General features: G+C 66.8%; 22 protein-coding genes. 14 read left to right on the forward strand and 8 right to left on the reverse strand.

From position 1 onward, the window contains the following. Positions 1-4: 4 nt before the first annotated feature. Genes QQW98_RS09610 through pyrE form a run of 7 tightly spaced genes read right to left on the reverse strand, consistent with a single transcriptional unit; the run spans position 5 to position 5,155 of the window. On the reverse strand, positions 5-1,093 hold the full coding sequence (locus tag QQW98_RS09610; RefSeq protein WP_290134726.1) for an AI-2E family transporter: 1,089 nt from the start codon (positions 1,091-1,093) through the stop codon (positions 5-7). A 16-nt stretch (positions 1,094-1,109) separates the two neighbouring features. After that, entirely contained in the window at positions 1,110-2,033 is a 924-nt protein-coding gene (lepB, locus tag QQW98_RS09615) for a signal peptidase I (protein WP_290134727.1), read from the reverse strand. Continuing rightward, the gene (gene acpS, locus QQW98_RS09620) at positions 2,030-2,434 is read right to left on the reverse strand and encodes a holo-ACP synthase (protein WP_290134728.1); all 405 of its coding nucleotides are present in this window, start codon (positions 2,432-2,434) and stop codon (positions 2,030-2,032) included. Before acpS ends, lepB begins: the two co-directional genes overlap by 4 nt. Beyond that, positions 2,431-2,700 carry a hypothetical protein gene (locus QQW98_RS09625; RefSeq protein ID WP_290137057.1) on the reverse strand — a complete coding sequence of 90 codons (270 nt, stop codon included), beginning with the start codon at positions 2,698-2,700 and terminating at the stop codon, positions 2,431-2,433. Before QQW98_RS09625 ends, acpS begins: the two co-directional genes overlap by 4 nt. A 25-nt stretch (positions 2,701-2,725) precedes the next feature. Beyond that, positions 2,726-3,481: a pyridoxine 5'-phosphate synthase gene (locus tag QQW98_RS09630; RefSeq protein WP_290134730.1), complete on the reverse strand. Its 756-nt coding sequence runs from the start codon at positions 3,479-3,481 to the stop codon at positions 2,726-2,728. A gap of 34 nt (positions 3,482-3,515) precedes the next feature. Beyond that, the gene (locus QQW98_RS09635; RefSeq protein ID WP_290134731.1) at positions 3,516-4,580 is read right to left on the reverse strand and encodes a serine hydrolase domain-containing protein; all 1,065 of its coding nucleotides are present in this window, start codon (positions 4,578-4,580) and stop codon (positions 3,516-3,518) included. After that, the gene (gene pyrE, locus QQW98_RS09640) at positions 4,577-5,155 is read right to left on the reverse strand and encodes an orotate phosphoribosyltransferase (protein WP_290134732.1); all 579 of its coding nucleotides are present in this window, start codon (positions 5,153-5,155) and stop codon (positions 4,577-4,579) included. The genes QQW98_RS09635 and pyrE overlap by 4 nt, the downstream gene beginning before the upstream one ends. Before the next feature lie 209 nt (positions 5,156-5,364). On the opposite strand from pyrE, the gene coxB reads away from it, so the two are divergent. The 13 genes from coxB to recO all read left to right on the forward strand — a co-directional run bounded on the left by coxB (position 5,365) and on the right by recO (position 15,890). Next, positions 5,365-6,462, forward strand: a complete 1,098-nt coding sequence (gene coxB / locus QQW98_RS09645; RefSeq protein ID WP_290134733.1) for a cytochrome c oxidase subunit II — start codon at positions 5,365-5,367, stop codon at positions 6,460-6,462. Positions 6,463-6,502: 40 nt separating this feature from the next. Further along, positions 6,503-8,215, forward strand: coding sequence for a cytochrome c oxidase subunit I (gene ctaD, locus QQW98_RS09650; RefSeq protein WP_290134734.1), 1,713 nt, complete (start codon positions 6,503-6,505; stop codon positions 8,213-8,215). A gap of 105 nt (positions 8,216-8,320) precedes the next feature. Next, entirely contained in the window at positions 8,321-9,265 is a 945-nt protein-coding gene (locus QQW98_RS09655; RefSeq protein ID WP_290134735.1) for a heme o synthase, read from the forward strand. Beyond that, positions 9,262-9,384, forward strand: coding sequence for a hypothetical protein (locus QQW98_RS09660; protein ID WP_290134736.1), 123 nt, complete (start codon positions 9,262-9,264; stop codon positions 9,382-9,384). Before QQW98_RS09655 ends, QQW98_RS09660 begins: the two co-directional genes overlap by 4 nt. Before the next feature lie 3 nt (positions 9,385-9,387). Then, positions 9,388-9,975 carry a cytochrome c oxidase assembly protein gene (locus tag QQW98_RS09665; RefSeq protein ID WP_290134737.1) on the forward strand — a complete coding sequence of 196 codons (588 nt, stop codon included), beginning with the start codon at positions 9,388-9,390 and terminating at the stop codon, positions 9,973-9,975. 68 nt (positions 9,976-10,043) lie between these two features. After that, entirely contained in the window at positions 10,044-10,940 is an 897-nt protein-coding gene (locus QQW98_RS09670) for a cytochrome c oxidase subunit 3 (protein ID WP_290134738.1), read from the forward strand. A gap of 13 nt (positions 10,941-10,953) precedes the next feature. Next, on the forward strand, positions 10,954-11,388 hold the full coding sequence (locus QQW98_RS09675; RefSeq protein ID WP_290134739.1) for a DUF983 domain-containing protein: 435 nt from the start codon (positions 10,954-10,956) through the stop codon (positions 11,386-11,388). Further along, a complete protein-coding gene (locus QQW98_RS09680) occupies positions 11,388-11,951 on the forward strand; it encodes an SURF1 family protein (RefSeq protein ID WP_290134740.1) in 564 nt (187 codons plus the stop codon). The genes QQW98_RS09675 and QQW98_RS09680 overlap by 1 nt, the downstream gene beginning before the upstream one ends. 59 nt (positions 11,952-12,010) lie before the next feature. Further along, on the forward strand, positions 12,011-13,408 hold the full coding sequence (gene thrC / locus QQW98_RS09685) for a threonine synthase (RefSeq protein WP_290134741.1): 1,398 nt from the start codon (positions 12,011-12,013) through the stop codon (positions 13,406-13,408). After that, complete coding sequence (locus QQW98_RS09690; protein WP_290134742.1) at positions 13,401-14,312, forward strand: class I SAM-dependent methyltransferase; 912 nt, start codon at positions 13,401-13,403, stop codon at positions 14,310-14,312. The genes thrC and QQW98_RS09690 overlap by 8 nt, the downstream gene beginning before the upstream one ends. 111 nt (positions 14,313-14,423) lie before the next feature. Continuing rightward, the gene (locus tag QQW98_RS09695; RefSeq protein ID WP_290134743.1) at positions 14,424-14,975 is read left to right on the forward strand and encodes a TspO/MBR family protein; all 552 of its coding nucleotides are present in this window, start codon (positions 14,424-14,426) and stop codon (positions 14,973-14,975) included. A gap of 38 nt (positions 14,976-15,013) precedes the next feature. Next, positions 15,014-15,259, forward strand: a complete 246-nt coding sequence (locus QQW98_RS09700) for an accessory factor UbiK family protein (RefSeq protein ID WP_290134744.1) — start codon at positions 15,014-15,016, stop codon at positions 15,257-15,259. A gap of 31 nt (positions 15,260-15,290) precedes the next feature. Continuing rightward, positions 15,291-15,890, forward strand: coding sequence for a DNA repair protein RecO (recO, locus tag QQW98_RS09705; protein WP_290134745.1), 600 nt, complete (start codon positions 15,291-15,293; stop codon positions 15,888-15,890). Here the strand turns inward: recO and QQW98_RS09710 are convergent. Next, positions 15,887-17,158, reverse strand: coding sequence for a dolichyl-phosphate-mannose--protein mannosyltransferase (locus tag QQW98_RS09710; protein ID WP_290134746.1), 1,272 nt, complete (start codon positions 17,156-17,158; stop codon positions 15,887-15,889). The genes recO and QQW98_RS09710 overlap by 4 nt on opposite strands. A 202-nt stretch (positions 17,159-17,360) precedes the next feature. On the opposite strand from QQW98_RS09710, the gene QQW98_RS09715 reads away from it, so the two are divergent. Beyond that, positions 17,361-18,566 (forward strand): trans-sulfuration enzyme family protein, encoded by a 1,206-nt coding sequence (locus tag QQW98_RS09715; RefSeq protein WP_290134747.1) that lies wholly within the window; start codon positions 17,361-17,363, stop codon positions 18,564-18,566. Positions 18,567-18,645 lie beyond the last annotated feature (79 nt).

Below are 18,645 nucleotides of genomic sequence, written 5' to 3' on the forward strand. Positions count from 1 at the left end.
CCGGTCAGCCCTCCGCCGCCGGTCGGGCCGCCTCAGGCGCATTTTCCTCGTACCGTTTCGCCCGCCGTTCCAGTGCGACCTTCAGCATCGCCATGATCGGATCGGCCAGCGCCAGGCCGATCAGGCCGAACAACACGCCAAGGATCAGCTGGGAGGCGAGCACCAGCGCAGGCGCGAGGTCCACCGTCTTTTTCGCAATCAGCGGGATCAGCAGATACCCGTCGATGGTCTGGACGAAGAAATAGACGAAGATCGTGTAGATGCCGGTGTCCACCCCGGCGGAAAAGCCCACCAGTACCATCAGCAGGCCGGAAATGACCGCGCCGATATTCGGGATGAAGGCGAGGATACCGGTCAGCAGGCCGAGCAGCGCGGCCATCGGCACGCCGTAGAACGCCAGCATCGCCCAGGTGAAGATGCCTTCCACCACCATGCCGACCAGCCGGCCGAACATCAGGCGGCGCAGGTTGAATGCCATTTCGTCCAGCGTGCCGCGCAGGTAATCGCGGTCTTCGGTCCACGCGATCCACTCGACGCCGCGTTCGTAGATGCGCGGCTCCACCGCCACGTAGATGCCGATGATGACAATCAGCAGCAGCGTGGTGAGCCCGCCGATGACGCCGCCGACCGCGCGGGTGACCGTGCCGATCCCGCTGGAAAGCTGGCTGGCCATTTGCTGGACGTTGTTCGGGTCGATGGCGATGCCGCGCGCCTCCGCCCATTCCGCCAGCCGGCCGATCTGTTCGGTGAGGATCTGCGGCAAGGTGGCCGCTTCGGACGCGATGGTCGTGCCGGCGAAATAGAACAGCCAGGCGAAGAAAGCGGCAACCAGCAGCATCGTCAGCACTACGCGCAGCGAGCGGCCGATGGGCAGCACGCGGCCCAGCAGGCGCGCCCCGCCATCCAGCATCGCGGCGAACACCAGCGCGCCGAAGATCACCAGCAGCGATTGCGACAGCAGCACGAACAGCGCGATGCTGCCGATCACGATGGCCCAGACGAAAGCCTTCTTGGCCTCCATCCTGAGGCCCGGATCCGCAATCCGCGTGGGGCTGGCGCCGATGGCTTCTTCGTCCTCGTTCTGCTTGCTCATGCCCCTGCTCCCCTGCTTAGTCCTCGCCCTGCGCCGCGATAGGCCGGGTCACCGGTCGCAGGCTGGTCCAAGCGCGGCCTTCGCGCAAGGCCCCCCACCACGTCAGCGGGTTCCAGGCGAAGCTGCCGTCCAGCGAAAAGGTGATGAATTCTGCGCGGCCGCCGATGTCGGTCAGCGGGATCGGCCCGTGCAGTCCGCCCATCGCGGCGGGCGCGCGGCTGTCCGAACTGTTATCGCGGTTGTCGCCCATCAGGAACACGTGGCCTGCGGGAATCTCGATCTCGGCGAAATTGTCGAGCAGGTTGTCGTCCTGCGTATCGAGTACGCGGTAGCTGGCGCCGTTGGGCAAGGTTTCGCGGTAAGTCGGCAATTCGCAGACAACCTTACCCGAAGGCAGGCGAACCTTGCCGCCGGGATAGAGGAAGCCGTCGCAGGTGTTGTTGGCGTCGACCGGCAGCTGGTCTGGCACTTCCGTCTCGCGCGGGACGGGCTTGCCGTTGAGCACGATCTGGCCGTTGACCACCGCGATCCGGTCTCCTGGCAGGGCGACGACGCGCTTGATCCAGTCGATCCCGCTGTCGTTCACGTCCCGCGGCGGCTGCAGGATCACGATGTCGCCGTATTCGGGCGTCTTGGGCAGCAGGCGCCAGTCTCCCCGGCCGAGCGCGTGGAAGCTGACCGAGGACCAGTTCCAGCCATAGGGGAACTTGCTTACGATCAGCCGGTCGCCCTTGACCAGGCCCGGCATCATCGAGCCGGAGGGGATGTAGAACGGCTTGGCGATGAATGTGTGGAAGGCCAGCACGGCGAGCAGCATCAGCGTCAGGCCGCGCAGCTCCGCCCACCAGTTGACCTTTTCCCCGTCGTCCTTTGCGGCAGGTTTTGCCTCGGCGGGGGCATCGCGCGTGTCCGCCGGTGCCGCGTCCTGAATGTCCGTCATGCCTTCGGAATGGCCTCGATAATCACGAATGCCTGCGCCCATGGGTGGTCATCGGTGAGGGTGAGATGAATGGCCGCCTCGTAGCCGTCCGGAATCATCGCGTCGAGCCGTTCTTTCGCCCCGCCCTCCAGCGCCAGCGTGGGCGCGCCTGACGGGGCGTTGACGACGCCGATGTCCTTCATGAAGACCCCGCGGCGGAAGCCCGTGCCGACCGCCTTGCTGAAAGCTTCCTTGGCCGCGAACCGCTTGGCATAGGTGCCCGCGATGGTGAACGGCCGCCGCCGCGCCTTGGCCCGCTCCACGTCGGTGAAGACGCGGTTTTCGAACCGCTCGCCGAAACGGTCGAGCGAGTTCTGGATCCGCTCGATATTGCACAGGTCGCTACCGAGGCCGATGATCATGGCATTCCCCTTGCCAGCATCGCGGCCAGCAGGACCAGCACCAGCCAGTGCAGCACGACCTGTGTGTGGACGAGCGGGTGATCGACCTCGCCTTTTGCGAAGCGCAGGGCGCCGGCATAGCCGAACAGCTGCAGGACCGGCCAGCCGATGGCGATGGCGTAGGCGGCGCGTTCGGACAGGGCGATGGCGAGGAGCAGGAGGCTCGCCAGCCACGGGATCGCGCCGGCGAGCAGCACCAGCTTCTCCCGCCGCGTCAGTTGCCGCACGATTACCACGGGCTTCGCGCCGAAGTCACCGGGCGTCGTCCATCAGCTCGCGCATCCGGCGCACGGCGTTTTCGAGGCCGACGAAAACGGCCTCGCCGACGAGGTAGTGGCCGATGTTGAGCTCGGCCAGCTGCGGGATGGCGGCGATGGGCTGCACATTCTCGTAAGTCAGGCCATGCCCCGCGTGCGGCTCGATCCCGTTCTTGGCGGCCAGCGCGGCCATGTCGGCGATGCGCTTCAGCTCGGCGGACAGGCGCTCGCTGTCGCCGTCCAGATGGGCATGGGCGTATTCGCCGGTATGGAATTCGACCACCGGCGCGCCGAGGCGCAGCGCGGCATCGAGCTGCCGCTCGCTCGCTTCGATGAACAGCGAAACGCGAATGTCCGCCTCGCGCAGCCGGTCGACGATGGGGGCGAGGCTGTTGTGCAGGCCTGCGGCATCAAGGCCGCCTTCGGTCGTGCGCTCCTCGCGCTTTTCGGGGACGATGCAGGCGGCGTGCGGCTTGTGCGCAAGGGCGATGGCGAGCATTTCCTCGGTCGCCGCCATTTCGAGATTGAGCGGCAGCTCGGTCGCGTCCTGGATGCGTTTCAGGTCGTCGTCGCGAATGTGGCGGCGATCTTCGCGCAAGTGAGCGGTAATCCCGTCCCCGCCGACCGCCGCGACGATCTCCGCCGCGCGCACCGGATCGGGATGGTCGCCGCCGCGCGCATTGCGGATGGTGGCGACGTGGTCGATGTTGACGCCCAATCTCAGGGTGTGCGGATGGTGGGGATTGCTCATCGCTGCCGCATCTAGGGCAGGCGGCCGGGCAATTCTACCCGCAAGCGACTGTGGAGAGCAGGCGGTGCATCGCGCCGCTGCCCGACCAGATCTCGCCAAAGTCGAACTCCGCCTGGTCCGTCGCCAGCGCCACCGCGATGCCGAGGTCGGGCAGGATGATATTGCGGACCCGGTAGCGGCCGATGGCGCCGTTGCGCTCCACGATCCGCTGCGGTCCTTCGCATCCTTCGAGCGGGGCCTCGAACACCCACTGGCCGAGCGCCATGTGGCCTGCGTCCGGATCTGCATTCCACAGAGTGGCCAGCGCCTCGTCTCCCAGAAGGTCGCCTTCCATCAGCGCGCGGTCGAACAACAGCATGTCGTCGAGCGGGCCAACCAGCGCGCCGGACGCGCCGTATCCGGCAAGGATGCGCGCATCGCCGGGCCGCGCCTTGGCGAATGCGCGGTCGCTGCCCGCCTCGATAAAATCGGTGTTGATCCAGTCCGCGGACAGGCCGACCCCCTGCGCGAGGAGTAGGTCCAAGCTCGTATCCGTAACCTGCTCCAGCACTTCGCCCAGCACGATGTAGTCGCAGTTGTTGTAGGACCATGTGCCTTCCTCGCGCGCAGCCCCCTGGCCGGTGCAAAAGCGCAGCGCGTCGCCGCCATCGGTGTAGAAGGCCGGTACCCCCTGGTCGTCGGGCGGAGTGTCGTCGGGATTGGGCAAGTCGCTCCGGTGGCGCAACAGGTCCTCGACCGTCAGCCCCCGGCCGCGCAGGCGCGGCACGATGGCGCCGACGTTGCTGTCCAGCGCCAGCGTCCCGTTCTCCACCTCGCGCATGACGAGGACGGCGACGACCTGCTCGGTCACCGATGCCCACGGCCATCCCTCGATCGCGTGTTCGCCGGCCGCTTCGGGCTCCGGACCGCCGTAATAGATGGTGAAGGGCTCGCCCGGCAGGCTGACGGCGACGTCGCCGGTAAAGCCGCTGTCCGCAAGATCGGCATAGGCGCGCGATGCGGGCGTATCTTCGAAATCCTGCGGGCCGAGCAGGCTGGCGCAGCCGCCCAGGGCGAATGCCAGCGCGAGCGCGGCACCCCGGGAGGCGCGCGCCGTCACTTCCGGCTGCCCGGCTTGGTCACGGGCACGGCGGCAAGCGCTTGCGGCACCTCGTCTTCGGCATAGGTCGGGAAATTGATGTCGATCAGCGGGAAGAACGGCACGCCGAGGTCCACCGCGCCGCCGCTGCGGTCCACCAGCGCGACTTCGGCGAGGACATCGCCGCCTTCGCGCTTCACCGCCTCGATCGCCTCGCGGCTGGAAAGGCCGGTGGTGACGACGTCCTCCACCATCAGCACCTTTGCGCCTTCTTCCAGCCGGAAGCCGCGCCGCAGTTCGAACGTGCCGGTCGGGCGTTCCAAAAAGATCGCGTCCTTGCCCAGCGCGCGGCCCATCTCGTGCCCGATGATCAGCCCGCCCATCGCCGGGCTGACGACGGTATCGATCTGGCTGCGGATGTCGCGCGGGATCTTCTGGGCGAGAGCGCGGGCCAGCTCTCCGGCGCGTTCCGCGTTCATCAGCACGCGGGCACATTGCAGGTAATGGCCGCTGTGCCTGCCGGAGGAGAGGACGAAATGCCCCTCCAGCAGCGCCTCGCTGGCGCGGAAGGCATGCAGGACGTCGTCGTCGGTCATGTTCGCTCGGTTTCTCGCAAGAGGGATTGCACTTTATCGCACCGTCGTCATCGCCGGATCGGTCCGGGCGCGCACGGTGTGGTAAAAAACTCCTAGAGACGCTTGAGACACCGGGCAAGCCTGCGTATAGGCGGGCCCGATTTCGCAGCGCATCGCCCTTTTCGCGAGGGGTTGCGCCTGCCGGCAACGATACTCGGAAAGATCACGCTATGGCCTTTGCCAAACTTGCCACAACCGTTCGCGCAGCCGCTTTCGCGCTGGCGCTCGCCGCCGTTCCGGGCGCGGTCGCCGCGCAGGACGAGCCGGTGCAGACGCAGGTCGAAGAACCTGCCGGCGCAACCGAGCAGGCCGGAGATGCCGCTGCCGAATCGGACGCCGCCGCGACCGACGCTGCGGCGCCGCTGATCGATGCGCGCAGCACGATCAATGGCGAGCCTGCGATTAAAGGCCAGCCGGTTTCCGCCGAGGAAGACCTGGTCGGTTCGATGAGCTTCCAGCCGCAGCACAACGCGATCGGCGAACAGGCCATCTTCATGCACGATTACATCCTGCTGCCGATCATCGTGGCGATCTGCCTGTTCGTGCTCGGCCTGCTGCTGTTCGTGGTCGTGAAATATCGCCGCCGTGCGGGCCGCGAACCGTCCAAGACCAGCCACAACACGCTGGTGGAAGTGATCTGGACGCTGGTCCCGGCGCTGATCCTGGTCGGCATCGCGATCCCCTCGATCAGCCTGCTGGCGAACCAGTATGAAACCCCGCCGGAAGACGCGATCACCATCAAGGCGACCGGCTACCAGTGGTACTGGGGCTACACTTATGTCGACAACGGCGGCTTCGAAGTCATTTCGAACATGCTGGATGCCGACGAGGCGGAAGCCCGCGGCGAGCCGCACCAGCTGGCGGTCGACAACCGCCTGGTCGTGCCGGTCGGTGTGCCGATCCGAATGCAGATCATCGGCGCCGACGTGATCCACTCGTTCGCCGTGCCGAGCCTGTGGTTCAAGATGGACGCCGTGCCCGGCCGCCTGAACGAAAAGATGCTGACCATCGACGAGCCCGGCATCTACTACGGCCAGTGCATGGAGCTGTGCGGCGCCCGCCACGCCTACATGCCGATTGCCGTCGAGGCCGTGCCGATGGACCAGTTCCGCGCATGGGTCGCCAGCAAGGGCGGCACTTTCGGCGACGAGGAAACGGTGGCGGAAGAAGGCGCGCAGTCGGCCGAAGATGCCGCCGAAGCGGGCGACACGGAAGCGGCCGAAGAGGCTGTCGAAGCCGAAGCCTCAGCGGCAACCGCCGCCGAATAACGAACGTATTTAGATAGAACGACAGGTCGAGAGACAGATCATGGCAACCACAGCAGACAGCTTCCAGGCGCATCACGACGATCATGCGCACGCACATGATGCCGACCACAAGCCGGCGTTCTTCGCCCGCTGGTTCATGTCCACCAACCACAAGGACATCGGCACGCTGTACCTGATCTTCGCGATCATCGCGGGCATCATCGGTGGCGCCATTTCGGGCGTCATGCGTGCCGAGCTGGCCGAGCCGGGCATCCAGATCCTGAATTCCACGATCCCCTTCGCAGGCGTCGGCGCGGTCGATATCAACGCCGCACTGCACCACTGGAACGTGCTGATCACCGCGCACGGCCTGATCATGGTCTTCTTCATGGTCATGCCGGCCATGATCGGCGGCTTCGGCAACTGGTTCGTGCCGCTGATGATCGGCGCGCCGGACATGGCCTTCCCGCGCATGAACAACATTTCGTTCTGGCTGACGGTGATGGCCTTCTTCAGCCTTCTGGCGTCCACCTTCATGCCGGGCGGCACGGGGACGGGCGCGGGCACGGGCTGGACGGTCTATGCACCGCTGTCCACTTCGGGCAGCCAGGGCCCCGCGGTCGATTTCGCCATCTTCTCGCTGCACCTTGCCGGTGCCGCCTCGATCATGGGCGCGATCAACTTCATCACCACGATCTTCAACATGCGCGCGCCGGGGATGACCCTGCACCGCATGCCGCTGTTCGTGTGGTCGGTGCTGGTCACCTCGTTCCTGCTGCTGCTGGCGCTGCCGGTGCTGGCCGCGGCGATCACCATGCTGCTGACGGACCGTAACTTCGGCACGACCTTCTTCGATGCGGCCGGTGGCGGCGATCCGGTGCTCTACCAGCACCTGTTCTGGTTCTTCGGCCACCCGGAAGTCTACATCATGATCCTGCCGGGCTTCGGCATGATCAGCCAGATCGTGGCGACCTTCAGCCGCAAGCCGGTGTTCGGCTACCTCGGTATGGCCTACGCCATGGTCCTGATCGGCGTGATCGGCTTCATCGTGTGGGCGCACCACATGTACACTGTCGGCCTCGATGTGAACACGAAGATGTATTTCACCGCCGCGACGATGGTGATCGCCGTGCCTACGGGCGTGAAGATCTTCAGCTGGATCGCCACGATGTGGGGCGGCAGCCTGGAGTTCAAGTCGCCGATGGTCTGGGCGCTGGGCTTCATCTTCCTGTTCACCGTGGGCGGCGTGACCGGCGTGGTACTGGCCAACGGCGGCGTCGACGACAATTTGCACGACAGCTACTACGTGGTGGCGCACTTCCACTACGTGCTGTCAATGGGCGCCGTGTTCAGCCTGTTCGCCGGTTTCTACTACTGGTTCCCGAAGATGAGCGGCCGCTGGCACAGCGAATTCCTGAGCCACGTCCACTTCTGGATGTTCTTCGTCGGAGTGAACGTGATCTTCTTCCCGCAGCACTTCCTGGGCATTAACGGCATGGCGCGTCGCTATCCCGACTATCCCGATGCCTTCCAGTACTGGAACGAGATCAGCTCGGTCGGCTACATGATCATGGCCGCATCGATGGTCGTGTTCTTCGCCAACCTCGTCTACGCCTTCACGGCGGGCAAGAAGGCGGAAGCCAACTACTGGGGCGAAGGGGCAACGACGCTCGAATGGGCGCTGTCGAGCCCGCCGCCGTTCCACCAGTTCAACGAACTGCCGGTTATCGAGGACCACCACGGTCACCACCACCACGCCAAGGCCGTCGGCTGAGCCGATAGGCTGGCAGGCAGGCGCGCCATTCAAGAGCGCGCCGCCGGAAACCGAAGATGGGGGGGCGTGCCGGCAACGGCGCGCCCCCGTTTCGCAAGACAGGACATGAGCATCTCCACCGCAGTCCCACCCACCACCGCTTCGACCGGCGCCCGGATGCCGGCGGACTGGCGCGATTTCTACGCGCTGACAAAGCCGCGGGTGATGACGCTGGTGATCTTCACCGGCCTGTGCGGCCTGCTTGCCGCGCCGGGGAGCATCCACCCGGTGCTGGGCTTCGTGACCGTGCTGTGCATCGCGCTGGGCGCGGGCGGGGCGGCCAGCCTCAACCAGTGGTGGGAAGCGGACCTCGACGCCAAGATGAAGCGGACCTCCGGTCGCCCGCTGCCTGCCGGGCGGATGCAGCGCACCGACGCGCGCGATTTCGGCTTCTTCCTGTCGGGCCTGTCGGTGATGATCATGGGCCTTGCGGTCCACTGGCTCGCCGCGATCATCCTGGCGATCTCGATCGTCTACTACGCCGTCGTCTACACCATGTGGCTGAAGCCGCGCACGCCGCAGAACATCGTCATCGGCGGCGGGGCAGGGGCCTTCCCGCCGATGATCGGCTGGGTCGCGGTGACGGGCGAGGTCACGCTGATGCCCGTGCTGCTGTTCGCCATCATCTTCTTCTGGACGCCGCCGCATTTCTGGGCGCTCGCCCTGTTCGTGGAAAGCGATTACGCCAAGGCCGGCATCCCCATGCTGCCGGTGGTGAAGGGCGAGGTGGCGACCCGCCGCCAGATCCTCGCCTACAGCGTGCTGCTGATCCCGATTGCCGTCGCGCCGTGGCTGATCGGCGGGACCGGCGCGATCTACGGCATCGCGGCGCTCGTCCTCAGCCTCGGCTTCCTCGCGCTGGCCGTTCCCGTCTTCACCCGCCGTCGTGGGGAAGAGGACCGGATGCTCCCCGAAAAGCGTCTGTTCGGCTATAGCGTGATCTATCTCTTCGCCCTGTTCGGCGCGCTGGTCGCCGACCGGCTGCTCGCCCATTACGGAGTTTTCGCATGACGCCCGAAGAACAACGCGAATACCGCGCCCGCCAGATCGCCCGGTCCAAGGTCTTCGGCCTCGGCCTCGCGGCGCTGGCCGTCCTGTTCTACGTCATCACGATCGTTCGGATGGATTGAACCATGACTGCCGCCGTCGCCCCCGATAGTTCGAAGAACCTCAAGACCGGCCTCATCTTCCTTGCCGTGGCGATCGGCATGCTCGGCCTCGGCTATGCGGCCGTCCCGCTTTACCGCCTGTTCTGCCAGGTGACCGGCTTCGCCGGCACCACCCAGGTGGCGAGCGAAAGCGACGCGGCGCTGGCGGAACAATTCGCCCTGTCCGGCGCCACGAAGCCCATCTCGATCCGCTTCGATGCCAATATCGCGCCCGGCGTGCCGTGGTATTTCAAACCCGAGCAGCGCACCCAAAGCGCACAGATCGGCCAGCGCCAGCTCGCCATCTATGTCGCGCGCAACAACAGCGACCGGCCGGTGACGGGCACCGCCACCTTCAACGTGGAGCCGGAGCAGGCGGGCGCCTATTTCAACAAGATCCAGTGCTTCTGCTTTACCGAGCAGACGCTGGAGCCGGGCGCGGAAGTGCGCATGCCGGTGCTGTATTACGTCGACCCCGCCGCCCTCGACGATCCCAACATGGACGGGGTCGAGCAGGTCACGCTCAGCTACACATTCCACAAGGCGCCGGAGCAACCCGACGCTACCCCCTAGACCCCACGCGGCCTGCGCTTTAAGGGCAGGCGACGCATTCGATTCACTGTTTAATCCAGGATCACGCCATGGCCGGTAAACCAGCCCACGAATATCACATCCTGCCGCCCGACATCTGGCCGCTGGTCACATCAATGTCGGCACTCACCTTCACAACCGGGATGGTGTTCTTCATGCACAGCACCCCGGCAACGGCGGAAGCGCCTGCGACCTACAGCTTCTGGCCGCTGGTGCTGGGCCTCGGCATCGCCGGGCTGATCGCCAGCTTCTTCGGCTGGTTTTCGAAGATCATCGCCGAAGCGCAGGCCGGCGACCATACGCCGGTTGTGCAGCTGCACCTGCGCTACGGCATGATCCTGTTCATCGCGTCCGAAGTCATGTTCTTCGTCGGCTGGTTCTGGGCGTGGTTCGATTTCTCGCTGTTCCCCGCGCCGCTGGCGTATGACGAAGGGGCGGGCCTGTGGTCCAACCTCATCGGGCAGGAAGGCGCCGCGGCACTCGCGAAGTTCCCGCCGGAAGGCATCGAAGTCCTCAACGCCTTCGAACTGCCGCTGATGAACACGCTGATCCTGCTGTGTTCGGGCACCACGGTAACCTGGGCGCACCACTCGCTGATCGAAGGCAACCGCGAAGGCCTGAAGCAGGGCCTGTGGGCCACGATCCTGCTCGGCATCCTGTTCTCCTGCGTCCAGGCCTACGAGTATGGCGCGGCGCCCTTCGGCTTCGGCGGCAACACCTACAGCTCGGCATTCTACATGGCGACCGGCTTCCACGGCTTCCACGTGATCGTCGGCACGATCATGCTGATCGTCTGCCTCGTGCGCGCCTACAAGGGCCACTTCACGCCCCGCCAGCACTTCGGTTTCGAAGCGGCGGCGTGGTACTGGCACTTCGTCGACGTGGTGTGGCTGTTCCTCTTCGTCGCAGTCTACGTCTGGGGCGGCTGGGGCGCACCGGTCCATTGATCGCGCTTCCCGCATGACGGCGGAAACGCCTGACCGAGAAACGTCCGACCGACAGGGGCAGCCCGCACAGCGCGTGGCTGCCCTTCTCGGTTCGTGCCCGCACTGCGGCGCGGCGACGCTGTTCGACGGGCCGGTGTCCTTCGCCCCGGAATGCTCGCAATGCGGGCTCAACTTCTCGCGCTTCAACGTGGGCGACGGGCCGGCGGCGTTCCTCACCTTCGGCGTCGGCGGCCTCGTCACCGCGCTCGCCGTCTGGCTGGAGCTTGCGGCGAGTCCGCCGTTCTGGGTCCACATCCTGCTGTGGGTGCCGCTGACCGCGGCGCTGGTTATCGGCGGTCTGCGGGTCGCCAAAGCCTGGCTGCTGAGCGCAGAATACCGCCAGCGGGCCAGCGAGGCCCGGACAGACGACACGCGCCCGGACACTACGCAATCCGACGAGACCAGCTGATGCGTTTCCCCCTCATCCCCTCCATCATCGTTGCCGGGGCCATTGCGACGATGATCGTGCTCGGCATCTGGCAGCTTGGCCGGGCGGACGAGAAGGAGGTGCTGCTGGCCAGCTACGCCGCGGCGCAGGAAAATCCCGACCCGGTCGCCTTTCCTTCCCCCGGGGAGGAAGCGGAGCTGGCGCTTTACCGCCGTGCATCGGTCGACTGCGCAACCGTTCGTGCCATCGAGACCCGCGGCGCCACCTCGGCAAGCGGCGCCAAGGGCTGGGCGCACTACGCCGAATGCACGCTGGCCGATGGCAGTGAGGCGGAAGTCGCGCTCGGCTTCAGCCGCGACCCGCAGGCGATCGCATGGGATGGCGGTGAGGTCACGGGCATCATCGGTCCCGGTCCCAAGCTGGTCGCCGATCCCGCTCTGGCGGGGCTGGACCCGTTGGCGAAACCCGACCCGGCCGACATCCCGAACAACCACCTCGCCTACGCCGGGCAGTGGTTCTTCTTTGCGCTCACCGCGCTGGTCATCTTCGTGCTGGCCGTGCGCCGCAAATCGCGCGGGCTTTAGCCGCACCAACACCCTCTTTCTTGCCGCGCCCTGTGGCCCGCGCTACGCCGCAGCGCAGCATGGACTATATCTCGACCCGCGGCTCCGCGCCCACACTCGACTTCGCCGGCGTCACCCTCGCCGGCCTCGCCAGCGACGGCGGGCTGTACCTGCCTGCCGAGTGGCCGGGCTTCTCGGGCGACCACATCCGCGACATGCGCGGGCTACCCTATGCGGAGCTGGCCGCGCGCGTGATGCAGCCCTTCGTCGGCGACAGCCTGTCGCCGGAGCGGCTGCGCGAATTGTGCGAGGCAGCCTATGGCCGCTTCAGCCACGATGCGGTGACCCCGCTCGTCCAGCTCGACCAGCGGCACTGGCTGCTGGAGCTGTTCCACGGCCCAACGCTCGCCTTCAAGGACGTGGCGCTGCAATTGCTGGGGCTGCTGTTCGAGGAATTCCTCGCCCGCGAGGACAAACACCTGACCATCGTCGGCGCGACCAGCGGGGACACCGGCAGCGCGGCGATCGATGCGGTCGCGGGGCGGGAGCGGATCGAGATCTTCATGCTCCATCCCGATGGACGGGTCAGCGACGTGCAGCGTCGCCAGATGACCACCATCCGCGCGCCGAACGTCCACAATATCGCCATCGGGGGCAGCTTCGACGATGCGCAGGCGATGGTGAAGCGCATGTTCGCCGATCCGGGCATGGCGGCAGTCAACCTCGGCGCGGTCAATTCCATCAACTGGGCACGGCTGATGGCGCAGGTGGTCTATTACTTCGCTGCCGCGGTGCAATTGGGCGCGCCCGACCGCCAGGTCGCCTTCAGCGTGCCGACGGGCAATTTCGGCGACGTCTTCGCCGGCTATGTCGCGGCGCAAATGGGCCTGCCGATCGCGCGGCTGGTCGTCGCCACCAACGTCAACGACATCCTCCACCGCGCCATTGCCAACGGCGACTATTCGGCGGGCGAGGTCACGCCGACCGCCAGCCCCAGCATGGATATCCAGGTCAGCAGCAATTTCGAACGCATGCTGTTCGACGCCGGGGGCCGCGACGGGGCGGCGATGGCGGAGCAGATGCGCGGCTTCGATGCGACCCGCGCGATGCAACTGACGAACCTGCAGCGCGAGGGCGTGGCAGGCCTGATGTCCTCGGCCCGGGCCGATGCGACCGACATGAGCCAGGCGATGCGCTGGGCGTTCGACCATGCGGGGCAGGTCATCGACCCGCACACCGCCATCGGCCTGCATGCCGCGCGGGAGCTGGAGATCGATGGCGACATTCCCGTCGTCACGCTCGCCACCGCGCACCCGGCGAAGTTCCGCGATCCGGTGGAACGAGCGACCGGCATCCGCCCGGCCTTGCCCGCGCGGATCGGCAATCTCTTCGAGCGTGAAGAGGCGTACGAGACCCTGCCGGGCGATTACGACGCGGTCCGCGATTACGTGCTGCAAGGCGCCGCGCCGCATGGCTAATCTGGTGGAACAGCCGGTCGTGATGGCCGGCGGCGCGTGGGAGGACTACGGCCTCATCGACAGCGGGCACGGGCGCAAGCTGGAACGCTACGGCCGCTTCCGCTTCATCCGGCCGGAAGGGCAAGCGCTGTGGGCGCCGCGTTCCGATCACTGGCAGGCGGACGGCGAGTTCGTTCCCGCGTCGGACGAGGACGGCGGCGGACGCTGGCAGCTGGGCGCCCACGTACCGGAAGACGGCTGGCCGCTCGCATGGCAGGACGGCGTGCGCTTCACCGCGCAATGCACGCCCTTCCGCCATCTCGGCTTCTTCCCCGACATGGCCCCGGTGTGGGAGTGGATGGGAGAGCGCCTGGCAGGGCGCGACGACGCCGAAACGATGAACCTGTTCGGCTACACCGGCGTCGGCAGCCTGGCGCTCAGCCGGTTCGGCAAGGTCACCCACGTCGATGCGAGCAAGAAATCGGTCGCCCAGGCGCGCGAGAATGCGGCGCTGTCCGGCATGGAAAACCGTCCGATCCGCTGGCTGGTGGACGATGCCGCGAAGTTCGCCGCGCGCGAGGTGCGGCGCGGCAATCGCTACGACGGGATCATCCTCGATCCGCCCAAGTTCGGGCGCGGGCCGAAAGGAGAAACCTGGCGGCTGGAAGATGCGCTCCCCGGCTTGATCGCCGATTGCCGCAAGCTGCTGGACGGCGACAGCCGGTTCCTGTTCCTGACCGTCTACGCCGTGCGGATGAGCAGCCTTGCCATAGGGGCGATGCTGGCCGAACATTTCGCCGACCTTCCGGGCAGGATCGAGCACGGTGACCTCGCCATGCGGGAGGAGCCGATTGGGCGGGATCAGGACGATCGAACGGACGCGCGCCTGCTGCCCACGGCGATCTTCGCCCGCTGGAGCCGGTGAAGCGGCATCCCGCTGCGGCACACCGCGCGATTGGCGGATTCGCGCCATTGCCCCGCACGCCGTGCGCCGCCATGACACGCCCAAACGATTCGTATTGGGGAAGATACGGCGATGAATCGACTTGCCTCGCAAAGCCAGCTGCGCGCCAGCCTGCTGCGCTGGTCGCTGGTGTGCGTACCGGCGGTCATGTTGCTGGGCTTCCTGTCCGGTATGCTCGGCAGCGATCCGTCGGGGCCGTGGTTCCAGTCGCTCACCAAGCCCGACATCTTCCCGCCGCCCGCCACCTTCGGCATCGTGTGGAGCATCCTGTTTGCCCTGATCGGCTTCGCGCTGGCGCTGGTCTGCGCGGCGTGGGGCGCGCGGGGGCGGGGCATCGCCATCGCCGCCTTCATCGTCCAGTTCGCGCTGGCGCTGGCATGGTCGCCGACCTTCTTTGCCGCCCACCGGATCGAAACCGCGCTTTACGTCATCTTCTTCCTCGATGTCGCCGCGATCATCGCCACGGTGCTGATGTGGCGGGTGCGCAAGCTCGCCGGCGTGTTGATGCTGCCCTATGTCGCGTGGATCCTGTTCGCCACGGTTCTCAATTACGCGTTCCTCCAGGCCAATCCCGATGGCGGCGCGGCGGAGCCGACCGGCGCGGTGCAGACTTTCGAGCTGTGACCTTGCGCAAAGCGGCGGCGCGCGCCATCTAGCCCCTCATGCAGAGCCAGAACCCCCTGATCGCCGATTTTGTGAAGATGGTGAACGGTGCCGCGGGCACCTTTGCCGGCATGACGCGCGAGGCGCGCGAAGCGGCGCGGGAACGCGCGCGGGAAGCCTTCGGCGGGATGGATTTCGTCAGCCGCGAGGAATTCGACGCGGTAAAGGCAATGGCCGCAAAGGCGCGCGACGAGAACGACGCTCTGGCAAAGCGAATCGAAGCGCTGGAAGCCAAGCACAAGTGAACCCCGGCGCAGGGGCGGAGGCATTCCTCCCGTGCACCTGAGCGCCCCTGCCATCATCGTCGCCGCGCGGCCGCATGGCGAGACTGCGGTGATTGCCCGCATGCTGACGGAACAGGCCGGCCTCGTCGCCGCCTACATCGCCGGCGGTCGCGGGCGGCAGCTTCGCCCCGTCGTGATCCCCGGCAATGTCGTGGCGGCGGAAATCCGCGCGAAGTCGGCCGGCCAGCTGCCCTATGCGCGGCTGGAACTGGTCGAGAGCCGCGGCCCGTATCTCACCGAGCCGCTGCCGGCCGCTGCAATCGGCTGGGCGACCTCTCTCACCGCCGCATCCCTGCCGGAGCTCGAAGCCTATCCGGAGCTTTACGAGGCGCTCGGCGCGCTGTTGGCCGCGATCTGCAATGCGGGCGCGGCGCGCGAGTGGCTGCGCGCCATCGTCGCCTATGAAGTGCTGGTGCTGCGCGCGCTCGGATTCGGCGGGGGCGCGCCGCCGCAGGGCGAAACGCGGGAAGGGCTGGTCGCGCGCTTCCGCGAGCAGCGCAAGCCGCTCGCCCGGCATATCTTTACCGACCGGCGCGGCGACATACTGGCCGCCCGCGACCTGTTGGCAGAGCGGCTGGCGAAGCTGGTTTAGGCCCAGCTCTTGAGCCAGGTGTAATCCTCGAAGCTGCGCTCCCCCTCCAGCGCGGCGGCGCTCAGGGCGGGCCAGAAATAGGCGAACATCAGCGCGCTGATCGCGAGGATGGCGGCCGCAAGCCATTTCCACCCGCGCTGCCGCATCGCGTCGAGCCACAACGCCATGCAGCCCATCAGGAGCGTGTGCGGCACAAGGTAGTGGTAATAGAACTGGATGGGTTTGGTGGCGACGATCCAGAACCCGATGCTGACCGCATAAAGCACCGCTAGCGCGAGCGCGGCGCGATTGCCTTTCCAGCCTGCCCACGCGCACCAGCCGAAGCCGATCAGCCCGACCAGCGAACTGAACGGATTGCCCAGCAGCACCACCGCGCGCTGCGCCCCGTCGACATTCTCGTAGAGGTACCAGATCGCGCGCCAGTTCCCGACCCACTGGTACCACACGCTTTGGTAGGGATGCGGCTCGATCACCTGTCCCTGCAGGTCGAGCATGTCCCACTGCAGCGAGACCAGGTCGGTGAGGCCGAGCGCGTAATTGTCATAGACGAGGTAGGGCCAGAAGCTGGCGAAATAGGTCAGCAGCGGCACCGCGCCGAGCCACAGTCCGGCCTCCAGCAGCGAGATGCCCGGCACCGGCGCGCCGCGGCGGCAGGTGAGGATGTTGCCGTGATAATGCATGGCCCGGACGGCGAGGAAGGCGAGGCCCGGCACCGGCATCAGCGCCAGCACGCTCCATTTCGTGCCCATGGAAAGGCCCATGAAGACACCCGCGAGCGCCAGCCGCCACCGCGCCGTCTCCGCCTCCCGAACCGCTGCGGCGATCTGCCACAAGCCCAGCAGCAGGAAACCGATCATGAAGCTGTCGAGCATGGCAATCCGGGCGTGGATCACCAGCGGGAAACCGGTCGCGAGCAAGATGCCGAAGGCGACGGTGGCGAAGCGAGAACAGCTGGCGAACCACATGGCCCGCAGGCCTGCGAAGAAGCCGATCACGCCGAACAGCGCGGCCATGACGCGCCAGCCGAAGGGATCGTCGCCGAACAACCAGATGCCGAGCGCGATCAGCTGCTTGCCGACCATCGGGTGCTCGACATTGGCCGGTCCCGACAGCTCCATCAGCGTGCGCGCGGCGGGCACGTAATGGACCTCGTCGAACATGATGATGCCGGGGATGGCGAGCCGGGTGAAGCACAGTGCGGCGAAGCCGGCGGTGAGCAGCAGGCTCCAGCCGATCGGATCGCGGGGATGGGCCGGTGCGTGCGACATCGGCGCGCAGGCTTAGCAGCGCGCCGACGAGGTGCAAGGGGTCAGGGGGCGCGCAGGCTTAGCAGCGCGCCGACGACGTGCAAGGGGCCAGGGGGCGCGCAGGCCAAGCAGAGCGCCAATGGTTTGTACGGGCCGACCGCGTGCTGGCCGCGCCGCTCGCCTGATTGCCAAGCGCGCGCGCCTGCCATAGGGCGCGAAGGCGATGAAGAAGACCACCGGAACGGACCGCGCGACAACGCGCAACTGGCGCCCCGCAACGCAGGCCGTGCGCGGCGGCACGTGGCGCAGCGAACATGGCGAGACGAGCGAGGCGCTGTTCCTCACCTCCGGCTATACCTACGACGATGCCGCCACGGTCGCGGCGCGCTTTGCGGGCGACGAGCCGGGCATGACCTATTCGCGCCTGCAGAACCCGACTGTGGCGATGCTGGAAGAACGCATCGCGCTGATGGAAGGGGCGGAGGCCTGCCGCACGCAGGCGAGCGGGATGGCGGCGATGACCGCGGCGCTGCTTTGCCAGCTGGAGACCGGCGACCACGTCGTCGCGGCGAAAGCGGCGTTCGGTTCGTGCCGCTGGCTGGTCGACCAGCTGCTGCCGAAATTCGGCATCGAGACCTCCGTGATCGACAGCGCCGACAACGATGCGTGGGAGGCCGCGATCCGCCCGAACACCAAGGTGTTCTTCTTCGAAACCCCGGCCAATCCCACGCTCGACGTGGTGGACCTCGCCCATGTCTGCGCGGTGGCGGAGGCGCACGGCATCGTCACGGTGGTCGACAACGCCTTTGCCAGCCCTGCCTTGCAGCGGCCGATGGAATTCGGCGCGGACGTTGTCGCCTACAGCGCGACGAAGCTGATGGACGGGCAGGGCCGCGTGCTCGCCGGCGCGGTGTGCGGGACGGAAGAGTGGATCACCGAAACACTGCTGCCGTTCCAGCGCAACACCGGGCCGAACCTGTCGCCCTTCAACGCGTGGGTCGTCCACAAGGGGCTGGAAACGCTCGACATGCGCGCCCGGCGGCAGAGCGAAAATGCGGTCGAGCTCGGCCGTTTCATCGAAGGCCGCGTGGCGGGAATGCGCCATCCGGGCCTTCCCAGCCATCCGCGCCACGAATTGGCGATGAAGCAGATGGTCGCGACCGGGCCGATCTTCGCCTTCGACGTGGCCGACCGGGCCCAGGCCTTCGCGCTGCTGGATGCGCTGGAACTGGTCGATATCTCGAACAATATCGGCGATGCGCGCAGCCTGATGTGCCATCCCGCCAGCACCACCCATGCCAACATGAGCGAGGACGCGCGCGAGGACATGGGCGTGACGGAAGGCCTGCTGCGGATCAACGTCGGGCTGGAAGATATCGAGGACCTGAAGGAAGACCTCGACCGGGCGCTGGCGAAAGCGGGGCTCTGACGCCCCGCCCCGCGCAGTTTGTCAGCGCTTGCCCATCATCAGCTGGTACAGGCACACGCACAGCATGGCATAGCTTTTC

This window comes from Alteriqipengyuania flavescens (assembly GCF_030406725.1).
Classification (GTDB): domain Bacteria; phylum Pseudomonadota; class Alphaproteobacteria; order Sphingomonadales; family Sphingomonadaceae; genus Alteriqipengyuania_B; species Alteriqipengyuania_B flavescens.

What these genes read in the sequence shown, in the direction of transcription:
- QQW98_RS09610 (WP_290134726.1), bottom strand. Translation starts at nt 1,093, where the DNA reads ATGAGCAAGCAGAACGAGGACGAAGAAGCCATCGGCGCCAGCCCCACG.
- lepB (WP_290134727.1), bottom strand. Translation starts at nt 2,033, where the DNA reads ATGACGGACATTCAGGACGCGGCACCGGCGGACACGCGCGATGCCCCC.
- acpS (WP_290134728.1), bottom strand. Translation starts at nt 2,434, where the DNA reads ATGATCATCGGCCTCGGTAGCGACCTGTGCAATATCGAGCGGATCCAG.
- QQW98_RS09630 (WP_290134730.1), bottom strand. Translation starts at nt 3,481, where the DNA reads ATGAGCAATCCCCACCATCCGCACACCCTGAGATTGGGCGTCAACATC.
- pyrE (WP_290134732.1), bottom strand. Translation starts at nt 5,155, where the DNA reads ATGACCGACGACGACGTCCTGCATGCCTTCCGCGCCAGCGAGGCGCTG.
- coxB (WP_290134733.1), top strand. Translation starts at nt 5,365, where the DNA reads ATGGCCTTTGCCAAACTTGCCACAACCGTTCGCGCAGCCGCTTTCGCG.
- ctaD (WP_290134734.1), top strand. Translation starts at nt 6,503, where the DNA reads ATGGCAACCACAGCAGACAGCTTCCAGGCGCATCACGACGATCATGCG.
- QQW98_RS09655 (WP_290134735.1), top strand. Translation starts at nt 8,321, where the DNA reads ATGAGCATCTCCACCGCAGTCCCACCCACCACCGCTTCGACCGGCGCC.
- QQW98_RS09660 (WP_290134736.1), top strand. Translation starts at nt 9,262, where the DNA reads ATGACGCCCGAAGAACAACGCGAATACCGCGCCCGCCAGATCGCCCGG.
- QQW98_RS09665 (WP_290134737.1), top strand. Translation starts at nt 9,388, where the DNA reads ATGACTGCCGCCGTCGCCCCCGATAGTTCGAAGAACCTCAAGACCGGC.
- QQW98_RS09670 (WP_290134738.1), top strand. Translation starts at nt 10,044, where the DNA reads ATGGCCGGTAAACCAGCCCACGAATATCACATCCTGCCGCCCGACATC.
- QQW98_RS09675 (WP_290134739.1), top strand. Translation starts at nt 10,954, where the DNA reads ATGACGGCGGAAACGCCTGACCGAGAAACGTCCGACCGACAGGGGCAG.
- QQW98_RS09680 (WP_290134740.1), top strand. Translation starts at nt 11,388, where the DNA reads ATGCGTTTCCCCCTCATCCCCTCCATCATCGTTGCCGGGGCCATTGCG.
- thrC (WP_290134741.1), top strand. Translation starts at nt 12,011, where the DNA reads ATGGACTATATCTCGACCCGCGGCTCCGCGCCCACACTCGACTTCGCC.
- QQW98_RS09690 (WP_290134742.1), top strand. Translation starts at nt 13,401, where the DNA reads ATGGCTAATCTGGTGGAACAGCCGGTCGTGATGGCCGGCGGCGCGTGG.
- QQW98_RS09695 (WP_290134743.1), top strand. Translation starts at nt 14,424, where the DNA reads ATGAATCGACTTGCCTCGCAAAGCCAGCTGCGCGCCAGCCTGCTGCGC.
- QQW98_RS09700 (WP_290134744.1), top strand. Translation starts at nt 15,014, where the DNA reads ATGCAGAGCCAGAACCCCCTGATCGCCGATTTTGTGAAGATGGTGAAC.
- QQW98_RS09710 (WP_290134746.1), bottom strand. Translation starts at nt 17,158, where the DNA reads ATGTCGCACGCACCGGCCCATCCCCGCGATCCGATCGGCTGGAGCCTG.
- QQW98_RS09715 (WP_290134747.1), top strand. Translation starts at nt 17,361, where the DNA reads ATGAAGAAGACCACCGGAACGGACCGCGCGACAACGCGCAACTGGCGC.